Here is a 19,650-nt window from a genome sequence, read left to right on the forward strand (position 1 = left end):
ACCGTGCCGGAGCGGAGTCCCTGTGCAGCAGCACCCCCATCACCACCATGAACATGAGGCCCGGCAGCGCCCCGCCCGTGCGGCCCGGCGCAGCCGGATCCACCAGGGCGTCGGAACCGTGATCGCCGGTACGGTGGCGGCCGCCGCAGTGGTCACCGGGACGCTCATGGCCGGGGACACGGGCGGCGGTTCCGAGGCCGTCCGGGCGGGTACGCGGGCCACCCCCACGCCCATCCCCGGCCGGGGCGCCGGCACGCCCCGCGCGGGAGGCGCCGAGGCCCTCGGCGCGGCCTCCGCGTACGCCCAGCGGGTCGTCGCCCTGACCAACGCCGAGCGCGCGCGGGCGGGTTGCCCGCCCCTGCGCGTCAACGGCCGCCTCCGGAGCGCCGCACAGGGCCACGCCGACGACATGGCCGCCCGCGACTACTACGCGCACAACAACCCCGAGGGGCGCGACGCGGGCGACCGGATGGAGGCGGCCGGCTACGACTGGCGCACCTGGGGCGAGAACATCCACCGCGGGCCGAGGGACCCCGCCCGCGCCGTGCGCGACTGGCTGGCCAGCTCGGGGCACCGCGAGAACATCGTGAACTGCGCGTTCAAGGACATCGGGGTGGGCGTGAACCTCCGCTCCAACGGACCCTGGTGGGTCCAGAACTTCGGCGCCGCGGGATGACCGGAACGGAACGGGAACCGGCGGACACCGGCGTCGTCACGAGCGTCGTCACCGGCGTCGTCACCGGCGCTGGATCCGCGCGGCCCTCGCGCCGATGTCGGGCAGCTTGGCGTACAGGGCGGCGCCAGGACAGCGGGTGGGATAGCCGTCCGTGTGGCCGCCGACCGCCGGCAGCACCGCCTTCGTCCCCTTCGGGTAGCGCGACTCGTCGTGCGTGGACACCAGGGCGACGCTGCCGCGCGGATCGGGAGCCCGGGGGCCGAGCTTCCAGGCGACCAGCCGCGCGATCGCGTCGAGCATCGGCTCCGGTACGGTCTCGCCGGGCGTGAACGTGCCGATCGCGGCGATGCCGACCGTCCCCTCGTTGAACCCCTTGGTGTGCGCCCCGATCACGGGCCGGTCGACCCCGCCCGCCCGGCCCTCGTAGATGGTGCCGCAGGCGTCGACGAGGAAGTTGTAGCCGATGTCGTCCCACTGCCGGCCGTAGGCGTGCCCCGCGTACAGATCGCGGAGCATGCGGGGCACGGTCGCGCAGTCGTAGCCGTTCGGGGTGCTGGTGTGGTGGATGACGGCGGCCTTCACGGCGGGCGCGTAGCGGGCGCCGGGCGCGGTGTCCACGGTCTCGGCGTGCCACGCCCGGCGCGGCACGATGGCGGGCCGCGGCCCCTGGTGGCGGGCGCGCTGCGCCTGCTCCCGCCCCGGCGACGAGGAGGCGCTGCCCGGCGGCGTCCCGGACCGGTTGATCCACAGCGACGTGGCCGCGAGGAGTACGAGCACCGCCAGCGCGGCGGCGGTACGGCACCGGCGCCTCCGCATGAGCTGCATGCTCCACCCTCCGCTCCTCGGCCCTTCGCGGCCGCGGTGGTGCCGCACCCCGCCGGTGACCGGCGTCGCCACAGCCATCGTCACCGGCCCGCCGCCCCCCGCGCCCGCCGGATTGCTCCGAGTGGGGCTACGCCTGCCGCTCGGCCGGCTTACGGGCCAGCACGTACGCCTGCGGAGTTCTCTCCGTCGCGTACGCCTCCCGCACCAGCCGCGCCTCCACGGCGAACCCCGCCCCGACCAGCAGCTCGGCGAGACGGTCCGGCGACCAGCGGTGGAAGTCCAGCGCGATGGTGCGGCCGAACGCCTCCGTCATGCGCAGCGGCTCGTCGCCGACCTGGAAGGCGAGCAGCAGGTGCCCGCCCGGGGCCAGCACCCGGTGGAACTCGGCCAGCACCCCCGGCACGTGCTCAGGCTCGATGTGGATGAGCGAGTACCAGGCGACGATGCCGTCGAGTACGCCGTCCTCCAGGTCCAGATCGGTCATCGAACCCTCGTCGAACCGCAGGTGCGGATACGCCCGCCTGGCCGGTTCCAGCATCCCGGGCGACAGGTCGACGCCGAAGACGTCCAGTCCGCATGAGTGCAGATGCCCCGCGATCCGGCCGGTGCCGCAGCCGATGTCGGCGACCCGCCCGCCCCCGGTGCTCCGCACGGTTTCGGTGAAGGCGGCGAGCATCGCGCGGTCGAGCGGCTTGGCGTCGAGGTCCCCGCGGGCGTATTCCTCGTAATCGGGGGCGATGGCGTCGTAGGACTGTCGGGTGTCCCGTACCCAGGGCGCTTCGGTCATGGCTCACGACCGTAGCGGTCGCTGGCGAACGGGCCGCCGGTGCCGGGTGATTGTCAGTGGTGCCTTCTACCGTTCAGGAAGTGGGACGCGCGGAACAGGCCGCGAGGTCCGTCCTGGGGAGGCTGCTGTGACGGATGAGGGGTTCGAGGCCGCGACCGGGGACGGCCCCGCCCCGTCGGCGACGCCCGGGGCGGCGGGCGGGGCGGCGGGCGGGGCGGCGGAGCGCAGGGCCGCCGAGGTGCGGGTGGCGTTCGAGGGGCTGCTGCAGATCCGGCGCCTGACCAATACGGCGGGCGGCGACCCGGCGGCGGTTCCCGCCGTGTGGGAGCGCAATCGGCCGGTCAGGGCGGTCGCCCTGGCGCTGGAGGCCGCCGGGCTCGCACCCTCGGCCGTCGACGCGGAAGGGCGGCGCGTGGCGACGGGGTACCGCGTGGGGCCGGGGGAGGCGCCGGGGACGGTACGGGTGGAATGGCTGGGCCCACCGGGTGGCGGTGCCGCCCAGGAGGAGGAGCGCGCCCTCGGCGCATGCGCCCGCGTCCTGGCCCCGCTGGGCTGGGAGGCCCTGCTGTACCGGGGCCCGCGCAAACGCCGCTTCCTGGAGGTCGAGGCGCTGCCGCCCCCGTAACAGCGCCGCCCGGGCCGGTGACCCGTACGGCTCAGCAACACGGTTCCCCAGGGACCTCCCGGGCCCACAGTGGAACCGTACGTACCTGATGCCTGATGCCGTCACGCCCGGGAGACCCCATGAGCGCCATCAACCGACGCGACTTCGGCCTGTTCGTCCTCCGCGTCGGCACCGGAGCGGTGCTCGCGGCACACGGGGCGCAGAAGCTGTTCGGCTGGTTCGGCGGCGGCGGCCTCGACGGCACGTCCAAGGCGATGGAGGCGATGGGCTTCCGGCCCGGACGGCAGAGCGCCGTCGCCGCCGGTCTCGGCGAGGCGGGCGGCGGGACGCTGCTGATGCTCGGGCTCGCCACCCCCGCCGCCGGGGCGGCCGCGGCGGGCGCGATGGCCGGTGCGGTCGCGGTGCATGCCCCGGCCGGGTTCTTCAACCAGTCCGGCGGCTACGAATACCCCGCCTACCTCGGCTTCACGGCAGCGGCCATCGGCGTCACCGGCGCAGGCCGGTACTCCCTCGACCACGCCACCGGTCACCGTTTCGACCAGCCGTGGACGCTGGCGGCGGCGTTCGTCGGCAGCGCCCTGGCCGCGGCGGCCGTGGTCGGCAAGCGCGCCAAGGACCAACTGGCCGAAGCCGGCGACGACGGCGGGGACGGCGACGACGGCGGGGACGCCTGACCCGGCCCGATCCGCCTCCCCGGTCACCCGGCGGGGCGAGCGGACCGGGCCGGCCCGGTCCGGTTCACCCGTGGTTCACCAGGTTCACCAGTAATGACGCCGTCCGCCGACCGCGTGCCCCAGGGCGCCCAGCACCCAGAGGATCGCTCCGATCACGACCAGGATGAGTCCGATGGTCCACAGAATGCTGATGCCTGCGACGGCACCGATGATGAGCAGGACGAGGCCCAGGATGATCATGACGCCTCCGATCAGGGAGAGTCCCACTACACAAGAGGTCCCCGATCAGAGCGGGAGCAAACCGCACAAATAACTCAAGTCTGTATGGCGGGCTGCTACCTTTCGTGATCCATTGACCATCTTGTGTCATCAACGGGAGCGCGCGTGAAGGTCGCCTGCGTCGGTGGCGGGCCCGCCGGCCTGTACTTCTCGATCCTGATGAAGCTGCGGGACCCCTCCCACGACATCACCGTCCACGAGCGCAACCCGGCCGGCTCGACGTACGGCTGGGGAGTCACCTACTGGGCGGGCCTGCTCGACACGCTCCACCGCCACGACCCCGTCTCCGCACGCGCCATCCACGAGAACTCGGTCCGCTGGAGCGACGGAGTGGCACACGTCCGCGACCGCACGACCGTGCACCACGGGGACCAGGGGTTCGGCATCGGCCGTCGCACCCTGCTGGACATCCTCGCCGGGCGGGCCCGGTCCCTCGGAGTGCGCATCGCGTTCCAGCAGCCGGTCGCCGACGCGACCGAACCGGTGCGGGCCGACCTGATCGTCGCCGGCGACGGGGCCAACAGCGGGCTGCGTGGCCGCCACGCCGGCCACTTCGGCACCGACATCACGGTCGGGCGCAACAAGTACGTCTGGCTCGGTACCACCAAGGTCTTCGACGCCTTCACCTTCGCCTTCGTGGAGACGGCGCACGGCTGGATCTGGTGCTACGGCTACCGGTACGGCGAGCACCACAGCACCTGCGTCGTCGAGTGTTCCCCCGCCACCTGGACCGGCCTCGGACTCCACGAGGCGAACCACGCCGACGGCCTCGCCCTGCTGGAGCGCCTCTTCGCCGGGCCACTGGACGGCCACCCGCTGTTCGGCCGCGCCCGCGCCGACGGCAGCGCGCGATGGCTGCACTTCCGTACCGTGACCAACCGGACCTGGTACCGGGACAACCTCGTCCTGATCGGCGACGCCGCGCACACCACCCACTACTCCATCGGCGCGGGCACCACCCTCGCCCTGGAGGACGCCATCGCCCTCGCCGGCGCCCTGCACGACAGCCCCCGCCTCCAGCCCGCCCTCGCCCGCTACGAACGGGAACGCCGCTCTGCTCTCGTCCCCGCCCAGAGCGCGGCCCGTTACAGCGCCCAGTGGTACGAGAACCTGCCGCGCTACATCGACCTGGCACCGCCGGAGATGTTCGCCCTGCTCGGCCAGCGGCATTCGCCCCTGCTGCCGCACATCCCGCCGCAGCTGTACTACCGGATCGACCGGGCGGCCGGCCAACTCGAAGCGCTGCGCAAGCTCAAGCGCTGGCTGGGGCCGAGGCTCGCCCGAACGGTCGCGGGCGTCGGCCGCGGATCGGCCCGGGGCGGAAGTTCGCGCCCAGAACCTCCGCATACACCCGGTGGGCCGAGCGGCAGGTGAAACGGCAGCCCTCCGCCCGGCCGCGCGCGGACACCGATACGGGCTCGGCACGGAACAGATACCGCTTGAGGGAGTTCAGAGGTCGGTCCGGAGTTCCGGACGGGCGGCGGACCCCGCACACTGATCTCTGTGAACGAGGGCAGAAGCGACCATCCGGACCACGACCGCGCACATGACGACGCCGATGCGCCGCGCAGGGGCCGAGTGTGGCTCATGGCGTTGTTGGTCCCCGCCGTGGGGGCGGCCGGCGGCGCGGCGGGGCCGCTGTTCCGGGGCGCCCGGGGCGCGACCTACGACGGCGGTCCGCTGCTCGTCGTCACGGCGGTCGTCACCTTCCTCCTCTGCTTCGCCCTCGTCTCGCTCGGCGCCATCTGGCTCCTCGACAAGGCCTCGCTCGTGGTCGCCCACGTCAGGGCCAACCGTGACCACCGCCGCACCTCACGAAGAACGCCCTGATCCGGCGCCCCCGCCCAAAGCACGCGCGTGCCGTGACCCCTCACAGGTCACGGCACGCGCCCCCACGGTCCGGCCCCCGGAGGCGCCTGTCCCGGGCCGGCCCGTCTCCGGACGCGCCGGTCTCAGACGCGCTGCCAGAGCGCCGGGACGTTCGGCGGCTCCCAGCCGGCCTGCGCCTGGTGGCCCTGCAGACAGCGGTACGCGACGCCGCCGTACGTCACCTGGTCGCCCGCCCGGTAGACGGTGCCCGCCGCCCACGTGCCGCCCGGCTCCCCGGGGTCGCCCGGGTCGCCGGGATCGCCCGGGTCACCGGGGCCCGTGGTCGTCTTCAGCGTCAGCCCGTACGCCTGCAACAGCGGGTTGACCGGCTGGTGGTACGTCGTGCCGCCGCTGCGGCAGTTGCCCGAACCACCCGACGTGACGCCCTGGGCCTGGCTGCCGGAGACGTACGAGCCGCCCGAGTCGCCCGGCTCGGCGCACACGGACGTACGGGTCACCCCGGTGATGGTGCCCTCCGGGTACGTCACGCTCGTGTTGTGCTGCTGGATGGTGCCGCAGTGCCAGCCGGTCGTGGAGCCCGAGCGGCAGATCGAGGCGCCGACCGGCTGCTGCACCGAGCCGGTCACCTGGACGTTCGCGCCGCCCGCGCCCTTCACGTACGGGGTCGCCGTCCAGTTGGCGCTCGTCGCCACCCAGGCCGTGTCCCGGCCGGGGAACGTGGAGGCCTGGAACGTGCCCTGCGCCACCTGGTTGTACCCGCTCGTCGTCGTGCCCGCCCGGCCGCAGTGCCCCGCCGTCGCGAAGCCCTGCTGCGTACCCCGCGTGATCGCGAAGCCCACCGAGCAGCGGCCCGAGCCGCCCATGTAGTACGCGTCGCCGCCCCTGATGTCGTACAGCGGACGCGGCCGTTCGTCCGTCGGGACGACCCGTATCCGCGACCGGTCGACGCCGCCCGTGCGGGCGATCAGCGACTCGGCCGCGGCCGGATCCACGGCGCGGACCACCACGGAATTGGTACGGACGTCGACGTACCAGACGGGTACGCCGGTGTCGGCGGCGCGCCGCGCGGCACGGTCCAGGGCGGCCTTGGTGCCGTCGAGTGCGGCCAGGCTGTGCGGGACGACGACGGCCTCGGCGCCGCTCGCCGCGATCGCCGCCGCGTCGGCGGCCCGGGTGGTGGCCACGGTCAGGACCGACGCTTCGTCACCCTCCACCCAGGCGCCCGCGTACGAGGTGGCCAGCCGCTGCTGGAGACGGGCGGCGGTGGCGCCCGCCTCCGCCTCGTTGGCGAGCCGCCGCTGCGCCTGGGCCCGCGTGAGGCCCAGGTCCCGCTGCATGGACGCGAGGACGTCCGGCGGTACGGCGGACACGGCGAGGGTCTCCGCCGCCGAACGGGCCGCGGGGCCGGGCGCGGAGGCGGCCGCGGGGCCGTGCGCGGCCGTGGGCGCGGCCACGGCCCCTTGCAGCGCGGTCAGTACCAGCGCGCCCACGGTGGCGGCACCCACGCACGCGGCCCTGGCGTGTCTGTGGAACATGGGGGAGTCTCCTCGGTCTCGGGGGAGGGGAGGTGTGGCGGTGTGCCGAAACCGTAGGGAGAGCGGACCCGGTGGGAGGAGATGTCAGCCGGCCCCCTGCACGGCGTTATGGAACGGGCGGGAACGGGATGCCAGCCAGCGCGGGTAGCTGGTGCTGCGGGCCACCGCGGCCCGGTGCGCCTCGCGGACGTGGTCCACGACGAACGGCGCGCCCGCCGCGGCGGGCGCCTCCGGGTGCCAGCCGAGCAGGTGCCGCCACACCAGGGGCGTGCCCGCCAGCGGCCGGGTCACCATGCCCGGTGTGTCGGGAAACGTGGCGCGGCACAGGCCGACGGCCCGGCCCACCTGGACGAGGTGGACGCACGACGCGGTGTCCGTCTCGTACACGGTCGCCGGGGTGAAGCCGGCGCGGACGCACGCGGCTGCAAAGCAGTCCGCGAAGCACCCGTCACCGGGCACGTCCGTCCACGCCTCCGCCGCCAGCTCGCCGAGCTCGACCTCCGGCCGGGCGGCGAGGGGATGGGCGGCGGCCAGCATCACGAACACCGGGTCGCGCGCCACTTCCGTCCACGCCAGCCGGCCGGACTCGGGGGGCGTGCTCTCCCCGCACGTACCGATCAGCGCGTAGTCGAGCTGGCCTTCCGCCGCGGACGCCGCGATCTCCCGTTCCGACCAGGAGGTGTGCGTGACCACGCCGATGCCCGGCTCGGCCGACGCGATCCGGTCGACGAGCCCTCCCAGCAGCGGCCCGTGCGTGCCACCGATACGGAAGGCCCGCCGCCGCCCGTCTCCGGGCGACCCCGACCGGGCGAAACGCACCGCCTCCTGCTGCAGTTCGCTCACGGCGGGCAGGACGACGCGGGCCCGGTCCAGCACCAGGGCTCCGAGCGCGGTCGTGCGCACGCCGCTGCGCCCGCGCTCGAACAGCACGCCGCCGAGCGAACGCTCGATCCTCCTCAACTGGGCACTGAGAGCCGGCTGCGCGAGGCCGAGCGCGGTGGCCGCCTTGGTGAGACTGCCGGCGTCGGCGATGGCCCTGATCGTCCTGAGGTGCCGCAACTCCAGTTCCATGGGGGCAGCTTGACGCCGGGGCGAACGGCACGGCAATACACCGGCAGTACAAAGGTCCGGACCAACCGGGTCCCCCGGGGGGAACGCGGAGAATGCGGGCCGGGCGGGTCTGTGTGACGCTGGCGGCGAGACGAGTCTTCCGACGGGACGGAGAGGGTCATGAACCAGCTCGGAGACAAGCCCGAAGAGGTCCGCAAGCGGCTGGAGGAGGAGAAGCGGCAGGCTCGGCGGCAGCGCGGCGAGGGCGGCCGCGGCCCCGGAGACCGGGCGGAGGACCGGGCGGAGGAGCCGCCGGAGCCCGCCCCGCCGAAAGGGCCGGTGCCCGGGGACGCGCTGCGTGAGAGGCACCCCGATGCGGAGGAGCGCCAGTAGGGCTGGGGGAGTATTGGTAACGTAGGGCCACACGGCGGTTACGCGGGGGTGGGTGAATTGGGCGTGCTCGCGAGCGAGGAGCACCATCCCGGGACGCTTCCCGTGCAGCACATGGGCTCCGGACACCACGCGTTCCTGTGCTACGACGACGATGCGCCCGGCTGGGACGTGCTGGCCGCGTTCGTCTGGTCCGGACTGGCCCGTGGCGAGAAGGTCATCGTCTTCGGACCGCCGCGTCTGACCGAGGCACAGGTCCGGTCGCGGCTGCAGGAGGCCCCAGGGCTGCTGGTCGCGTCCGGGTACGAGAGGGCCCAACTGGAGCTGAGCAGCATGCGGGAACTGATCCTGCCCGCGCGGCGGTTCACCGCCGACCGGCAGTGGCAGCGCATCGTCGAGGAGTCCGAGGCCGCCCGCGACGAGGGGTACACCGGACTGCGCACGTGCATCGACATGGGCTGGGTCGCGGACCTCGGCGCCGACCTCGACATGATGATGGACCGTGAGCGCCGGGCCGGTCACCTCTTCACCGACGGCTTCTACAGCGAGATCTGCGCGTACGACCGGCGGCGCTTCCCCGAGCCGGTCCTGGACGCCATGTGCCGGGCACACCCGCAGAACCTGCTGCCCCGGATCGGCCATCTGCGGTGCCGGCACGACAACGGCACGGTGCATGTGATCGGCGAGGCGGACGTGGCGACGTACGGGCAGTTCGCCCAGGCCCTCGCCGACCTGCTCCGTACCTCCGCGCCGCCGCCCGGCCTCTCCACCCGAACGGTCGACCTGCTGCGCACGGGGTTCCTCGGCGCCGAGTGCGCGACCGAACTCGTCCGCCTCCTCGACCGGGCGCCGGCCGACCGGCCCGTACGGATCCGCTGCTCCGAGCGGCACGCGACGCTGCTGTGCCGCATCGGCGCGGACCCGGCCGCCCTCGATGTGACGGGGTAGGCCATGACCCTGGACTCCGCCGGGGAGCGGCCCGGCATCGGTGAGGAGCTCCTGCTGCACCGCCGTTTCGGCGGCGCGGACATCCCGCGGCTGCGCGTGCTGGTGGAGGGCTACGCGGCCCTGACCGGACTCCCGGACTGCCGGCGCGGCGACTTCGTGGTGGCCATGGACGCCGTGGCCGGCAACGTCGTCCAGCACGCGGGCGGGCACGGCGACCTCGTACTGGCCAGGACGCCGAAAGAACTGGAGTGCCGCATCTCCGACCGGGGCCCGGGCTTCACCGAGGACGTCATCCCGGACCTGGCCCCCGGCCTCAACGGCGCCTGCCACGGCCGGGGCCTGTGGCTCACCCGTCTGATCACCGACCGCCTCACCATCGCCCCGGGCCCGGTCGGCAGCATCGTGACGTTCGCGATGAAGCTGCACTGACGAGCACCGGGGCGCGGGGTGGGGTCAGCGCACGTGGAAGCTCCCGCGCGCGTGGACGGTCGTGGGGTACTGGCGGCCGACGATGAGCTGGACGTCCTTCGCTCCCGCCGTCCCGTTGTGCCAGACGAGCTGGGTGTGGGCGCCCGGGTTCACCCAGCAGGTGCAGCCGTGGTCGATGCCTCCGCCGTACGGTTCGGCGCAGAACTGCAGCTTGTGGCCGCCAGAGGAGACCAGGTCCACCTCCAGGCGCTGGCCCACCTGGAGCGTCAGCTTTCCGGAGCGCACCTTGTAGGCCAGCGTGTTGACGACGCAGTCGAGCCGGTGCGTCTCGGCGTGGGCGGTGCCCGCGGAGGCGAGGGTGCCCGCGAGGGTGAGGGCGGTGAGGGCGGCGAGGACGCCGCGGCGGCGGGCGGTGACGTTGGTGCGCATGGTTGCTCCTTCGTGTGGAGTGCGGTGGGTGCGGTGCCGCCGGCCCCGGCAGGTGTACGCACGACCTGACCGGACGCCGGGCCGGGGACCGGACCGGATGGATGCCTTGCACGAAGGAGGCGCGTGATCGGATCCGGCGGCCGCGCGTTCCGATCACGCACGTCGTCGGAGACCGCGCTCACCCCTCCACCACGTCGCCGGAGACCGTGCGGTCACCCCTCCGCCGCGTCCTCGGACTCCCAGCGCAGCAGGTCTCCCGGCTGGCAGTCGAGTGCCTCGCAGAGCGCGGCGAGCGTCGCGAAGCGCACCGCCTTGGCGCGGCCGTTCTTGAGCACCGCCAGGTTGGCGGGTGTGATCCCGACGCGTTCGGCGAGCTCGCCCACGGACATCTTCCGCTTGGCCAGCATCACGTCGATGTCGACGGCGATCGGCATCAGATCACCTCGTCCAGTTCGGCCCGCATCCGGGCCGCCTCGACGTCGCGCGCGACCGCCTGGGCGAGCAGCATGCGCAGCACGAGCACGATGAGCGCGACGCCCAGCACCGCCACCACGGCCCCGCAGATCAGGAGGACGATGCCCGGGGCGACGGCCTCGCCGGGCGCCGGCATGACCGCGAACGCGAACAGCAGGAGCGCGGCCGCCACGAACGCGCCGATCACGATGTGCACGTACCGGAAGGCGGCGTGGGAGAACACGGTCCCCTGCCGCACCATCGTCACCAGCCGCCACACACAGACCAGGACGACCTGGGCCGCCACGAGGCCCAGCAGCGTGATCGCGACGAACGGGACGCGCAGGTGCGCGAGGTCCCCGCCGGCCTCCTCCAGGTCGACGGCCAGCAGCGGCACCATTACCGCCTGGACGAACACCGAGCCGGCCAGCAACGCCACGAGAACGGCGCGCAGCGCGAGGACTGTCAGCTTCCCCATCGTCTTCCCCTCCATCGATTGACGATGGGAATCTATCGAAAAACGATAGGTGTGCAAGGGATCGTACCCACGCGATCCCGCCACCCCCCGGAAGAGGGCCTCGCTCCGGCAGGAGCGGGACGCCATCATGTCGCCCATGTCGCCCCTCGCTCCCGGCTGGCTGCCGATCATCGATCTGTCCATGGCCGACGACCCCGCGACCCGGAAGGCGCTCCACGAGGAGCTGCACGACGCCGCCCACGACGTCGGGTTCTTCCATCTCACCGGCCATGGGATCGGCGCCGAGGAGACCGCCGGGATCCTGCGCCTCACACGGGAGTTCTTCGCACTGCCGGAGGCCGACCGGCTGGCCGTCAGCAACCTGCGCTCACCGCACTTCCGGGGCTACACCCGCGTCGGGCACGAACTCACCGGAGGCCGGTCGGACTGGCGCGACCAGCTCGACGTGGGCGCCGAACGGCCCGCGCCCGTCATCGGCCCCGACGACCCGCCGTACCTCTGGCTGGAGGGGCCCAACCAATGGCCGGCCGCGCTGCCCGGACTGCGCACGGCGGTGCTCGCCTGGCAGGAGCGGCTCGCGGCGGTCGCCCACCGGCTGCTGGGCGAGCTGCTGCTGTCCATCGGAGCGCCCGCGGACTTCTTCGACGCCGCCTTCGCCGACCGCCCGCACCTGCACACCAAACTGATCCGCTACCCCGGATCGGCGCCCTCCGGCAGCGGCCAAGGGGTGGGCGCGCACAAGGACTACGGCTTCCTGACGCTGCTGCTCCAGGACGGCGTGGGCGGGCTCCAGGTCCGCTCCGGCGACGGCTTCATCGACGTGCCGCCGCTGCCGGGCGCGTTCGTCGTCAACCTCGGCGAACTGCTGGAGGTAGCGACGAACGGCTACCTGTCGGCCACCGACCACCGCGTCGTCAGCCCACCGGGAGCGGTGGAGCGCTACTCCGTGCCGTTCTTCTACAACCCGCGCCTCGACGCGGTCATCGACACCGTCCCGGGCATCTGCCCGAGCCGGGCTCCGGGCATCGCCCACGACCGTGCCAACCCCCTGCACGCCGAATACGGCCGCAACGAACTCAAGGGCTGGGTACGGGCCCACCCCGAGGTCGCCCGCCGCCACCACCCCGAACTGCTCGCCGGCTGAGGGAACGCACTCGGCCGGCCACCGGCGGTCAGCAGGCCCTGCGCCACACACCGAGGTCCGGCTTCTTCAGCATCGAGGACAGCCTCAGCTCGCGCGACACCGGGCAGAAGCCACTCGCCGGCTCCGTGTACTCCACGTGGAACACCGCCTTGCCGGCCGCGATGAACGGTGTGAGCCGGGCGCACAAGTCGCACTGCGCGCACTGCTCGTTGACCGCGAAGTCGAAGTGGTCCACGAGCTCGGAGATCGGGGCAGGTCGTTCGTCAGGCCCACCGACAGGCCGCGTGCGTGTGCGATGGCCGCGATCATGCGGTTGTACGGGAGCTGGTCGCGCGCGGAGAGCGGGAAGCCGGTGTCGTCGGCGTAGCCCTCCACCAGGTCGGGCTCCACCGCGTCGAAGCCCTTGTCCCCGCACATGTCGAAGCGCCGTTCCATGAGGGGGAGCCCGGTCAGGCGCCGACGTAGGACGCGAGGTGCTCCCCGGTGAGGGTGGAGCGGGCGGCGACGAGGTCGGCGGGTGTGCCCTCGAAGACGATCCGGCCGCCGTCGTGGCCGGCACCCGGGCCCAGGTCGATGATCCAGTCGGCGTGCGCCATCACGGCCGGGTGGTGCTCGACGACGACGACCGACTTCCCGGAGTCGACCAGCCGGTCGAGCAGGCCGAGCAGCTGCTCGACGTCGGCGAGGTGGAGCCCGGCGGTCGGCTCGTCGAGGACGTACACACCGCCCTTCTCGGCCATGTGGGTCGCCAGCTTCAGCCGCTGCCGCTCGCCGCCCGACAGCGTGGTGAGCGGCTGGCCGAGGCTGAGGTAGCCGAGCCCGACGTCGGCGAGCCGGCCGAGGACGCGGTGCGCGGCCGGAGTGTGCGCCTCCCCGGAGCCGAAGAACTCCTCGGCCTCGGTCACCGACATCGCGAGCACCTCGCTGATGTCACGGCCGCCGAGGTGGTGGTCCAGTACCGACGCCTGGTACCGCTTCCCCTCGCACTCCTCGCAGGTGGTGGCGACGCCGGCCATCATCGCCAGGTCGGTGTAGACGACCCCGGCGCCGTTGCAGGTGGGGCAGGCGCCCTCGGAGTTGGCGCTGAACAGCGCCGGCTTGACGCCGTTGGCCTTGGCGAACGCCTTGCGGACCGGGTCGAGCAGGCCGGTGTACGTCGCCGGGTTGCTCCGCCGCGAGCCGCGGATGGCGCCCTGGTCGACCGACACCACACCCTCGCCGGCCGGGATCGACCCGTGCACGAGGGAACTCTTGCCCGAGCCTGCGACGCCGGTGACGACGACGAGCACCCCCAGCGGGATGTCGACGTCGACGTTGCGCAGGTTGTGCGCCGTGGCCCCGCGGACCTCCAGCGCGCCGGCCGGCTTGCGCACCGTCCCCTTGAGGGCGGCCCGGTCGTCGAGGTGGCGGCCGGTGACGGTGCCGCCGGCCCGCAGCCCCTCGACGGTGCCCTCGAAGCAGACGGTGCCGCCCGCCGTACCGGCGCCGGGGCCGAGGTCGACGACGTGGTCGGCGATCGCGATCGTCTGCGGCTTGTGCTCCACGACGAGCACCGTGTTGCCCTTGTCCCGCAGCCGCAGCAGCAGGCCGTTCATCCGGCTGATGTCGTGGGGGTGCAGTCCGGTCGTGGGCTCGTCGAAGACGTAGGTGACGTCGGTGAGCGAGGAGCCGAGGTGGCGGATCATCTTGACGCGCTGCGCCTCGCCGCCCGACAGCGTGCCCGACGGCCGGTCGAGCGAGAGGTAGCCGAGGCCGATCTCCACGAAAGAGTCGAGGGTGTGCCGCACGGCGTCGAGCAGCGGCGCCACCGAAGGCTCCTTGAGGCCGGAGGCCCATGCGGCCAGGTCGCTGATCTGCATCGCGCAGACGTCGGCGATGCTGACCCCCTTGATCTTCGACGACCGGGCAGCCTCGCTGAGCCGGGTGCCGTCGCACTCCGGACACGTGGTGAAGGTGACCGCCCGCTCCACGAACGCCCGGATGTGCGGCTGCATCGCCTCCTTGTCCTTGGACAGGAACGACTTCTGGATCTTGGGGATGAGTCCCTCGTAGGTGAGGTTCACGCCCTCGACCTTGACCTTGGTCGGCTCCCGGTGGAGGAAGTCGTGCATCTCCCTCTTCGTGAACTCGCGGATCGGCTTGTTCGGGTCGAGGAACCCCGACTCGGCGTAGAGCCGTACGGTCCAGAAGCTGTCCGACTTCCAGCCGGGGATGGTGAACGCGCCCTCGGCGATCGACTTGGAGTCGTCGTAGAGCTGGGTGAGATCGATGTCGGAGACCGCGCCCCGGCCCTCGCAGCGCGGACACATGCCGCCGGTGCGGGAGTAGGTCGCCTTCACCGCCTTCTTGGCACCGCGCTCGACCGTGATCGCACCGCTCGCCCGGACCGAGGGGACGTTGAAGGCGTACGCGCTGGGCGGGCCGATGTGCGGCTGCCCGAGCCGGCTGAAGAGGATGCGCAGCATGGCGTTGGCGTCCGTGGCGGTGCCGACCGTGGAGCGGGGGTCGGCACCCATCCGCTGCTGGTCGACGATGATCGCCGTCGTCAGCCCTTCCAGAACGTCCACCTCGGGCCGGGCCAGGGTGGGCATGAAGCCCTGGAGGAAGGCGCTGTACGTCTCGTTGATCAGCCGCTGCGACTCCGCGGCGATCGTGTCGAACACCAGCGAACTCTTGCCCGAGCCGGAGACGCCGGTGAACACCGTCAGCCGGCGCTTGGGTATCTCGATGCTGACGTCCTTGAGGTTGTTCACGCGTGCGCCGTGCACGCGGATCAGCTCGTGGCTGTCGGCGGCGTGCGGCGCGGGCGGGCGCGTGTCCGTCCTCGGAGCCCTGCTCATCGTGTCTCCTCGGCTCAGTGCGTGCGGGGCTGGCTGAAGCGCAGCATGTTGCCGGAGGGATCGCGGAAGGCGCAGTCGCGGACGCCGTACGGCTGGTCGGTCGGCTCCTGGAACACCTCGGCACCCGCGGCGCGGATGCGCTCGAAGGTGGCGTCGCAGTCGTCGGTCCTGAAGATGACACCGCGCAGCAGGCCCTTGGCCAGCAGTTCCGCCATGGCCTCCTTGTCGGCGGGGGAGGCGTTCGGATCCGCGAGAGGGGGCTCCAGGACGATGTCCACATCGGGCTGCGACGGCGAGCCGACGGTCACCCAGCGCATCCCCTCGAACCCGACGTCGTTGCGCACCTCCAGGCCGAGAACGTCGCGGTAGAAGGCGAGCGCCTTGTCGTGGTCGTCGACGGCGATGAAGCACTGCGAAAGGCTGATGTCCATGCGCTTCACGCTACGGGCGGGGGGCGCGTTTCGCTTCTCCATTCCTGACCGGTCGTGTGTGGACCTTCGCGACGCAGGCGGGGACGGCGGCGCCCTCGTCATGGCGGCGGGCCCGGTAGGCGCTCGGACTCTCGCCGACCAGCTCGGTGAACCGCGAGCTGAACGACCCCAGCGAGGTGCAGCCGACCGCGAAGCAGACCTCCGTCACCGTCAGGTCACCGCGCCGCAGCAGCGCCTTCGCCCGCTCGATCCGGCGCGTCATCAGATAGCTGTACGGCGTCTCCCCGAAGGCGGCGCGGAAGCTGCGGGAGAAGTGGCCCGGCGACATGAGGGCGACCCGCGCCAGCGCGGGAACGTCGAGCGGCTGCGCGTACTCGCGGTCCATCAGGTCACGGGCCCGGCGCAGCCGGACGAGGTCTTCCCGCGTCACGCCACCACCATCCCACAGCCCCGGGACGCCGTGCGCCGGATGCCGCACATTACCCAACGGGTCGTCCTGTATGGTTATTCCATGACGCTGCCCAGCGCCCCGCGTGGGCGTCCCCGAGACAGTCGTGCCCATCAGGCGATCCTGACCGCCACGACCGAGTTGGTGACCGAAGTCGGCTACGCCGACACCTCGATCGGGGCGGTGGCGGCTCGGGCGGGCGTCGGCAAGGACACCGTCTACCGGCGCTGGTCGGGCAAGGCCGAGCTGGTGTACGAGGCGGTCTTCACCCAGACCGAGGCGGCTCCGGCACCGGACACCGGCACGCTGGCCGGTGATCTCACGGCGCTCCTGGAGGCCCTGATCCGGGAGTTCTCCGCCCCGGCCGCCGCTGCCGCCCTACCGGGCCTGCTGGCCGACTTCGCCGCCACCCCGGACTTGCGGGCCCGCATCCGCTCCCAGTTCCTGGCCCCGGCCAAGGACTCCTTGGTGGCGGTGTTCGAGCGAGCCGCCCAGCGCGGGGAGACCGACCCCGCCGTGCCGGTCGATCTCGTACTCGACACGCTGGCCGGGGCCGTCTTCTTCCACATCGGCCTGGTGGGCGAGCAACCCGGCCCGAGGCTGGCCACACAACTGGCGGCCATCGTGGGCCGCGGAATCGAGACCCGATGAACGCCTGGTTCCTCGCCGCCGGGACAACCGCCGCCGCGGTCGCGGCCATCCACGCCGTCGCGGGTGGCCGGGACGTCGTCCGCCCCCTGCTGGCCGGCGACCTCCCCGAAGAGCCCCGCAGTGTCCTGCACGCGGTCTGGCACCTGGTCACCGCCGACCTGGTGCTGGCGGCGGCCGCCCTGATCTGGCTCGCCCTCGGTGACCGACCCGGCGGCGACACCATCGCCTGGCTCCTGGCCGCCCACTTCGTGGCCTACTCCGGCGTGTTCCTGGTGGTGTCACTGGCGGCGCGCCGGCCGAAGCCATGGCTGCGCCTGCCGCAATGGATGCTGCTGCTGCCGGTGGCGGTTCTGGCGGCGGCCGGCGCGACGGCCGCCTGAGACGACTCCCCGGAGGCCGAGCGCGACACGGCGGCTCGAACGCCACTTCACGCGCCACCTCGTCACGTTCGGGATTCTCCCCGTCGAAACGACCAGACTGCAGGGATGAAGAAAGGCGCTCCACAGGGAAACGATCGCGAGGATCTCAAGGCCAAGGGTCTGAGCCGGGACACCGTCGGCCTGCTCGGTGGCACGGTGATCGGTATTTCCACCGTCGCCCCTGCCTACAGCCTCACCGCCACCCTCGGACCGACCGTCGGGGAGGCCGGGCTGCGGATGCCCGGCATCTTCCTGGCCGGGTTCGTGCCGATGCTGCTGGTGGCCTTCGCCTACCGCGAGCTGAACAAGGTGATGCCCGACTGCGGCACCTCCTTCGCCTGGTCGGCCAAGGCCTTCGGCCCCAAGACGGGCTGGATGTGCGGCTGGGGCATGCTGATGGCGTCCATCGTGGTGCTCTCCAACCTGGCCGGGGTGGCCACCGAGTTCTTCTACCTCTTCCTGGGGGAGGTGACCGGCAGCCCGGACGTCACCGAACTCAACGACAACAAGGCCGTGCACATCCCGACCACCCTGGCCTTCATCGCCGTCGCCACCTGGATCAGCTACCGCGGGATCACCCTCACCGAGTGGCTGCAGTCCGTGCTGGTCGGCCTGCAACTGGTCGTACTCGCCCTGTTCATCGTCATGGCGATCTCCACATCCGGCGAGGCCGAGGGCGCGCTCGGCTTCTCCTGGTCCTGGCTGGACCCGTTCGGTGTCGATTCCTTCACGGCCTTCACCGCCGGCGTCACCCTGTCGATCTTCATCTACTGGGGTTGGGACACCTGTCTGACGGTCAATGAGGAGAGCACCGGCAGCGAGCGGACGCCCGGCCGCGCCGCGCTGCTCTCCATCGTCGTCATCGTCTGTACGTACCTGCTCGTCGCCGTCGCCGCCCAGATGTACGCAGGCGTCGGCACCCAGGGCACCGGCCTGGGCAACCCGGAGACCGCCGACAACGTCTTCGCCGCGCTCGCCGATCCGGTCATGGGTTCGGGTCTCGGCGTGCTGCTCTTCGTCGCGGTGCTGACCAGCGCTGCCGCCAGCCTGCAGACCACCTTCATCCCGGTGGCCCGCACCGCCCTGGCGATGAGCGCCTACAAGGCCCTGCCGTCGACGTTCGCCGCCGTCCATCCGCGCTTCAGGACCCCCGCCCGCGCCACCGTCGCGGCGGCCGTCGTCACCGGCACCTTCTACACGCTGATGACCCTGGTCAGCGAGAACGTGCTACTGGACACCGTCTTCGCCCTCGGCCTCATGATCAGTTTCTACTACGGGATCACGGCCTTCTCCTGCGTCTGGTTCTTCCGCCACCAACTGCGGCACTCACCGGGCAGCCTGCTGATCAAGGGCCTCATGCCGGGCCTCGGCGGCCTCATGCTCACCGGCGTGTTCCTCAGAACCCTGCGGGACACCTGGGAGCCGTCCTACGGCAGCGGCAGCTCGGTCGCCGGCATCGGCAGCGTCTTCGTCATCGGCGTGGGCCTGCTGCTCCTCGGCGCCGCGATCATGCTGCTGATGCGGCGCCACAGCCCCGAGTTCTTCCGCGGCGAGGTGCTGCACCACACGACGCCGCCCCTCGTCGTGGACGACTGACGTGGACATCCCAGCACCGCCGACGGCGGCACCCTGGTGGAGTCGGCGCCAGGTCAACCGGCTCCGGCGGAGTCGAGATGGCGAGTGTCGCCGAGGCTGACGACCTGGCGATTGTGGAAGAAGTCGTCCTCGTACAGCGTGGTGATGCTGCCGGCGGGCGCCCGGAAACTGGCATGGCCGACGGACTCGACCGGCACCCTGATCCAGGACGCCACGACGAACGTCAGGGAGCCACCGTGCGTCACGATGATCTGACGCGCGCACGGGCGTCGCAGGATCTCGTCCGTGGCCGCGTAGACGCGCCGCACCCACGCCGCCTTGGTCTCGGCGCCCTCCACGCCCTCGTCGTGTTCCAGCCGTTCGCCGACGGCCGGCGGCGGGACGAACCGACGGTCCAGCCATTCCTGCGGCCTTCCCTCCGCCGCTCCGTAGGACTTCTCCCGCAGCCTGCGATCCAGGATCGGCTCCACTCCGAACAGCTCGGCAATCGCCCGGGCCGTCTGCCGGGTGCGCCGCAGATCCGAGCTGAACAGCTCCGCCTCGGCGCCGTCCGGAACCCGGGCACGCAGCGCCCGGGCGATGGAGGCCGCCGCGCGAAGGCCGGCGGGCGTCAGGTGCGAGTCGTGCCACCCGCCGACGACTCCCTCGACGTGATGTGTCGCCTCCGGATGGGTGACGACGTAAAGAGTGCGCATGAGTGCGGGCCTTCGCTG

24 protein-coding genes and 1 pseudogene are annotated in these 19,650 nt (G+C 72.4%); 12 read left to right on the forward strand and 13 right to left on the reverse strand.

Features of this window, described 5'->3' with window-relative positions; translation table 11 throughout:
* The first annotated feature begins 22 nt into the window (after nucleotides 1-22).
* Nucleotides 23-676, forward strand: a complete 654-nt coding sequence (locus BKD26_RS27880; RefSeq protein WP_241518880.1) for a CAP domain-containing protein — start codon at nucleotides 23-25, stop codon at nucleotides 674-676.
* A 60-nt stretch (nucleotides 677-736) separates the two neighbouring features.
* Here the strand turns inward: BKD26_RS27880 and BKD26_RS27885 are convergent, their stop codons facing one another.
* Nucleotides 737-1,501: a peptidoglycan recognition protein gene (locus tag BKD26_RS27885; protein WP_084903629.1), complete on the reverse strand. Its 765-nt coding sequence runs from the start codon at nucleotides 1,499-1,501 to the stop codon at nucleotides 737-739.
* Between the two features lie 127 nt (nucleotides 1,502-1,628).
* Nucleotides 1,629-2,288, reverse strand: coding sequence for a class I SAM-dependent methyltransferase (locus tag BKD26_RS27890; RefSeq protein WP_084903632.1), 660 nt, complete (start codon nucleotides 2,286-2,288; stop codon nucleotides 1,629-1,631).
* Between the two features lie 127 nt (nucleotides 2,289-2,415).
* Between BKD26_RS27890 and BKD26_RS27895 the strand changes: the two genes are divergently transcribed.
* Nucleotides 2,416-2,913 (forward strand): hypothetical protein, encoded by a 498-nt coding sequence (locus BKD26_RS27895; RefSeq protein WP_084903635.1) that lies wholly within the window; start codon nucleotides 2,416-2,418, stop codon nucleotides 2,911-2,913.
* A 119-nt stretch (nucleotides 2,914-3,032) separates the two neighbouring features.
* Nucleotides 3,033-3,587, forward strand: coding sequence for a DoxX family membrane protein (locus BKD26_RS27900; protein WP_084903637.1), 555 nt, complete (start codon nucleotides 3,033-3,035; stop codon nucleotides 3,585-3,587).
* 84 nt (nucleotides 3,588-3,671) lie between these two features.
* Here the strand turns inward: BKD26_RS27900 and BKD26_RS40555 are convergent, their stop codons facing one another.
* Nucleotides 3,672-3,827 carry a DUF6131 family protein gene (locus BKD26_RS40555; protein WP_179166729.1) on the reverse strand — a complete coding sequence of 52 codons (156 nt, stop codon included), beginning with the start codon at nucleotides 3,825-3,827 and terminating at the stop codon, nucleotides 3,672-3,674.
* Nucleotides 3,828-3,971: 144 nt separating this feature from the next.
* Between BKD26_RS40555 and BKD26_RS27910 the strand changes: the two genes are divergently transcribed.
* Nucleotides 3,972-5,240, forward strand: coding sequence for an FAD-dependent monooxygenase (locus tag BKD26_RS27910; RefSeq protein WP_179166730.1), 1,269 nt, complete (start codon nucleotides 3,972-3,974; stop codon nucleotides 5,238-5,240).
* Nucleotides 5,241-5,453: 213 nt separating this feature from the next.
* Nucleotides 5,454-5,696 carry a hypothetical protein gene (locus BKD26_RS27915; protein WP_143662719.1) on the forward strand — a complete coding sequence of 81 codons (243 nt, stop codon included), beginning with the start codon at nucleotides 5,454-5,456 and terminating at the stop codon, nucleotides 5,694-5,696.
* A 122-nt stretch (nucleotides 5,697-5,818) separates the two neighbouring features.
* On the opposite strand, the gene BKD26_RS27920 is transcribed toward BKD26_RS27915, so the two are convergent.
* Both BKD26_RS27920 and BKD26_RS27925 read right to left on the reverse strand, forming a co-directional pair.
* A complete protein-coding gene (locus BKD26_RS27920) occupies nucleotides 5,819-7,231 on the reverse strand; it encodes a carbohydrate-binding protein (protein WP_084903644.1) in 1,413 nt (470 codons plus the stop codon).
* A gap of 84 nt (nucleotides 7,232-7,315) precedes the next feature.
* Nucleotides 7,316-8,302, reverse strand: a complete 987-nt coding sequence (locus tag BKD26_RS27925) for a LysR family transcriptional regulator (RefSeq protein WP_084903647.1) — start codon at nucleotides 8,300-8,302, stop codon at nucleotides 7,316-7,318.
* A gap of 159 nt (nucleotides 8,303-8,461) precedes the next feature.
* On the opposite strand from BKD26_RS27925, the gene BKD26_RS27930 reads away from it, so the two are divergent.
* The 3 genes from BKD26_RS27930 (at nucleotide 8,462) to BKD26_RS27940 (ending at nucleotide 10,048) form a co-directional block, all read left to right on the forward strand.
* The gene (locus BKD26_RS27930; protein ID WP_084903650.1) at nucleotides 8,462-8,674 is read left to right on the forward strand and encodes a hypothetical protein; all 213 of its coding nucleotides are present in this window, start codon (nucleotides 8,462-8,464) and stop codon (nucleotides 8,672-8,674) included.
* A gap of 63 nt (nucleotides 8,675-8,737) precedes the next feature.
* A complete protein-coding gene (locus tag BKD26_RS27935) occupies nucleotides 8,738-9,619 on the forward strand; it encodes an MEDS domain-containing protein (RefSeq protein WP_143662720.1) in 882 nt (293 codons plus the stop codon).
* A 3-nt stretch (nucleotides 9,620-9,622) separates the two neighbouring features.
* Nucleotides 9,623-10,048 carry an ATP-binding protein gene (locus BKD26_RS27940; protein WP_084903656.1) on the forward strand — a complete coding sequence of 142 codons (426 nt, stop codon included), beginning with the start codon at nucleotides 9,623-9,625 and terminating at the stop codon, nucleotides 10,046-10,048.
* Nucleotides 10,049-10,072: 24 nt separating this feature from the next.
* Here BKD26_RS27940 and BKD26_RS27945 read toward each other — a convergent pair whose 3' ends face one another.
* From BKD26_RS27945 to BKD26_RS27955, 3 genes are all read right to left on the reverse strand, one after another.
* Nucleotides 10,073-10,477: a hypothetical protein gene (locus BKD26_RS27945; protein ID WP_084903659.1), complete on the reverse strand. Its 405-nt coding sequence runs from the start codon at nucleotides 10,475-10,477 to the stop codon at nucleotides 10,073-10,075.
* Between the two features lie 212 nt (nucleotides 10,478-10,689).
* The gene (locus BKD26_RS27950; protein ID WP_084903661.1) at nucleotides 10,690-10,911 is read right to left on the reverse strand and encodes a helix-turn-helix transcriptional regulator; all 222 of its coding nucleotides are present in this window, start codon (nucleotides 10,909-10,911) and stop codon (nucleotides 10,690-10,692) included.
* Entirely contained in the window at nucleotides 10,911-11,408 is a 498-nt protein-coding gene (locus BKD26_RS27955) for a DUF2975 domain-containing protein (protein ID WP_084903665.1), read from the reverse strand. Before BKD26_RS27955 ends, BKD26_RS27950 begins: the two co-directional genes overlap by 1 nt.
* Before the next feature lie 136 nt (nucleotides 11,409-11,544).
* On the opposite strand from BKD26_RS27955, the gene BKD26_RS27960 reads away from it, so the two are divergent.
* Entirely contained in the window at nucleotides 11,545-12,552 is a 1,008-nt protein-coding gene (locus tag BKD26_RS27960; protein ID WP_084903667.1) for a 2-oxoglutarate and iron-dependent oxygenase domain-containing protein, read from the forward strand.
* 28 nt (nucleotides 12,553-12,580) lie between these two features.
* Here BKD26_RS27960 and BKD26_RS27965 read toward each other — a convergent pair.
* From BKD26_RS27965 to BKD26_RS27980, 4 genes and pseudogenes are all read right to left on the reverse strand, one after another.
* Nucleotides 12,581-13,011: pseudogene (locus BKD26_RS27965) on the reverse strand (endo alpha-1,4 polygalactosaminidase); the annotation flags it as partial.
* Complete coding sequence (locus BKD26_RS27970) at nucleotides 13,002-15,392, reverse strand: excinuclease ABC subunit UvrA (RefSeq protein ID WP_084903670.1); 2,391 nt, start codon at nucleotides 15,390-15,392, stop codon at nucleotides 13,002-13,004. The gene BKD26_RS27970 and the pseudogene BKD26_RS27965, both read right to left, overlap by 10 nt.
* 14 nt (nucleotides 15,393-15,406) lie before the next feature.
* Entirely contained in the window at nucleotides 15,407-15,823 is a 417-nt protein-coding gene (locus BKD26_RS27975) for a VOC family protein (protein ID WP_179166731.1), read from the reverse strand.
* Nucleotides 15,824-15,833: 10 nt separating this feature from the next.
* Nucleotides 15,834-16,253 (reverse strand): helix-turn-helix transcriptional regulator, encoded by a 420-nt coding sequence (locus tag BKD26_RS27980; protein WP_084903674.1) that lies wholly within the window; start codon nucleotides 16,251-16,253, stop codon nucleotides 15,834-15,836.
* Nucleotides 16,254-16,334: 81 nt separating this feature from the next.
* Here BKD26_RS27980 and BKD26_RS27985 point away from each other — a divergent pair, with 81 nt between their 5' ends.
* The 3 genes from BKD26_RS27985 to BKD26_RS27995 all read left to right on the forward strand — a co-directional run bounded on the left by BKD26_RS27985 (nucleotide 16,335) and on the right by BKD26_RS27995 (nucleotide 18,937).
* Nucleotides 16,335-16,922 (forward strand): TetR/AcrR family transcriptional regulator, encoded by a 588-nt coding sequence (locus BKD26_RS27985; RefSeq protein WP_084903676.1) that lies wholly within the window; start codon nucleotides 16,335-16,337, stop codon nucleotides 16,920-16,922.
* A complete protein-coding gene (locus BKD26_RS27990; RefSeq protein WP_084903679.1) occupies nucleotides 16,919-17,302 on the forward strand; it encodes a hypothetical protein in 384 nt (127 codons plus the stop codon). The genes BKD26_RS27985 and BKD26_RS27990 overlap by 4 nt, the downstream gene beginning before the upstream one ends.
* Before the next feature lie 105 nt (nucleotides 17,303-17,407).
* A complete protein-coding gene (locus tag BKD26_RS27995) occupies nucleotides 17,408-18,937 on the forward strand; it encodes an APC family permease (RefSeq protein ID WP_084903683.1) in 1,530 nt (509 codons plus the stop codon).
* A gap of 53 nt (nucleotides 18,938-18,990) precedes the next feature.
* Here BKD26_RS27995 and BKD26_RS28000 read toward each other — a convergent pair whose 3' ends face one another.
* Nucleotides 18,991-19,632, reverse strand: coding sequence for a histidine phosphatase family protein (locus tag BKD26_RS28000; protein WP_084903686.1), 642 nt, complete (start codon nucleotides 19,630-19,632; stop codon nucleotides 18,991-18,993).
* Nucleotides 19,633-19,650 lie beyond the last annotated feature (18 nt).

It is taken from the genome of Streptomyces sp. CB03238 (assembly GCF_002099185.1).
GTDB lineage: Bacteria > Actinomycetota > Actinomycetes > Streptomycetales > Streptomycetaceae > Streptomyces.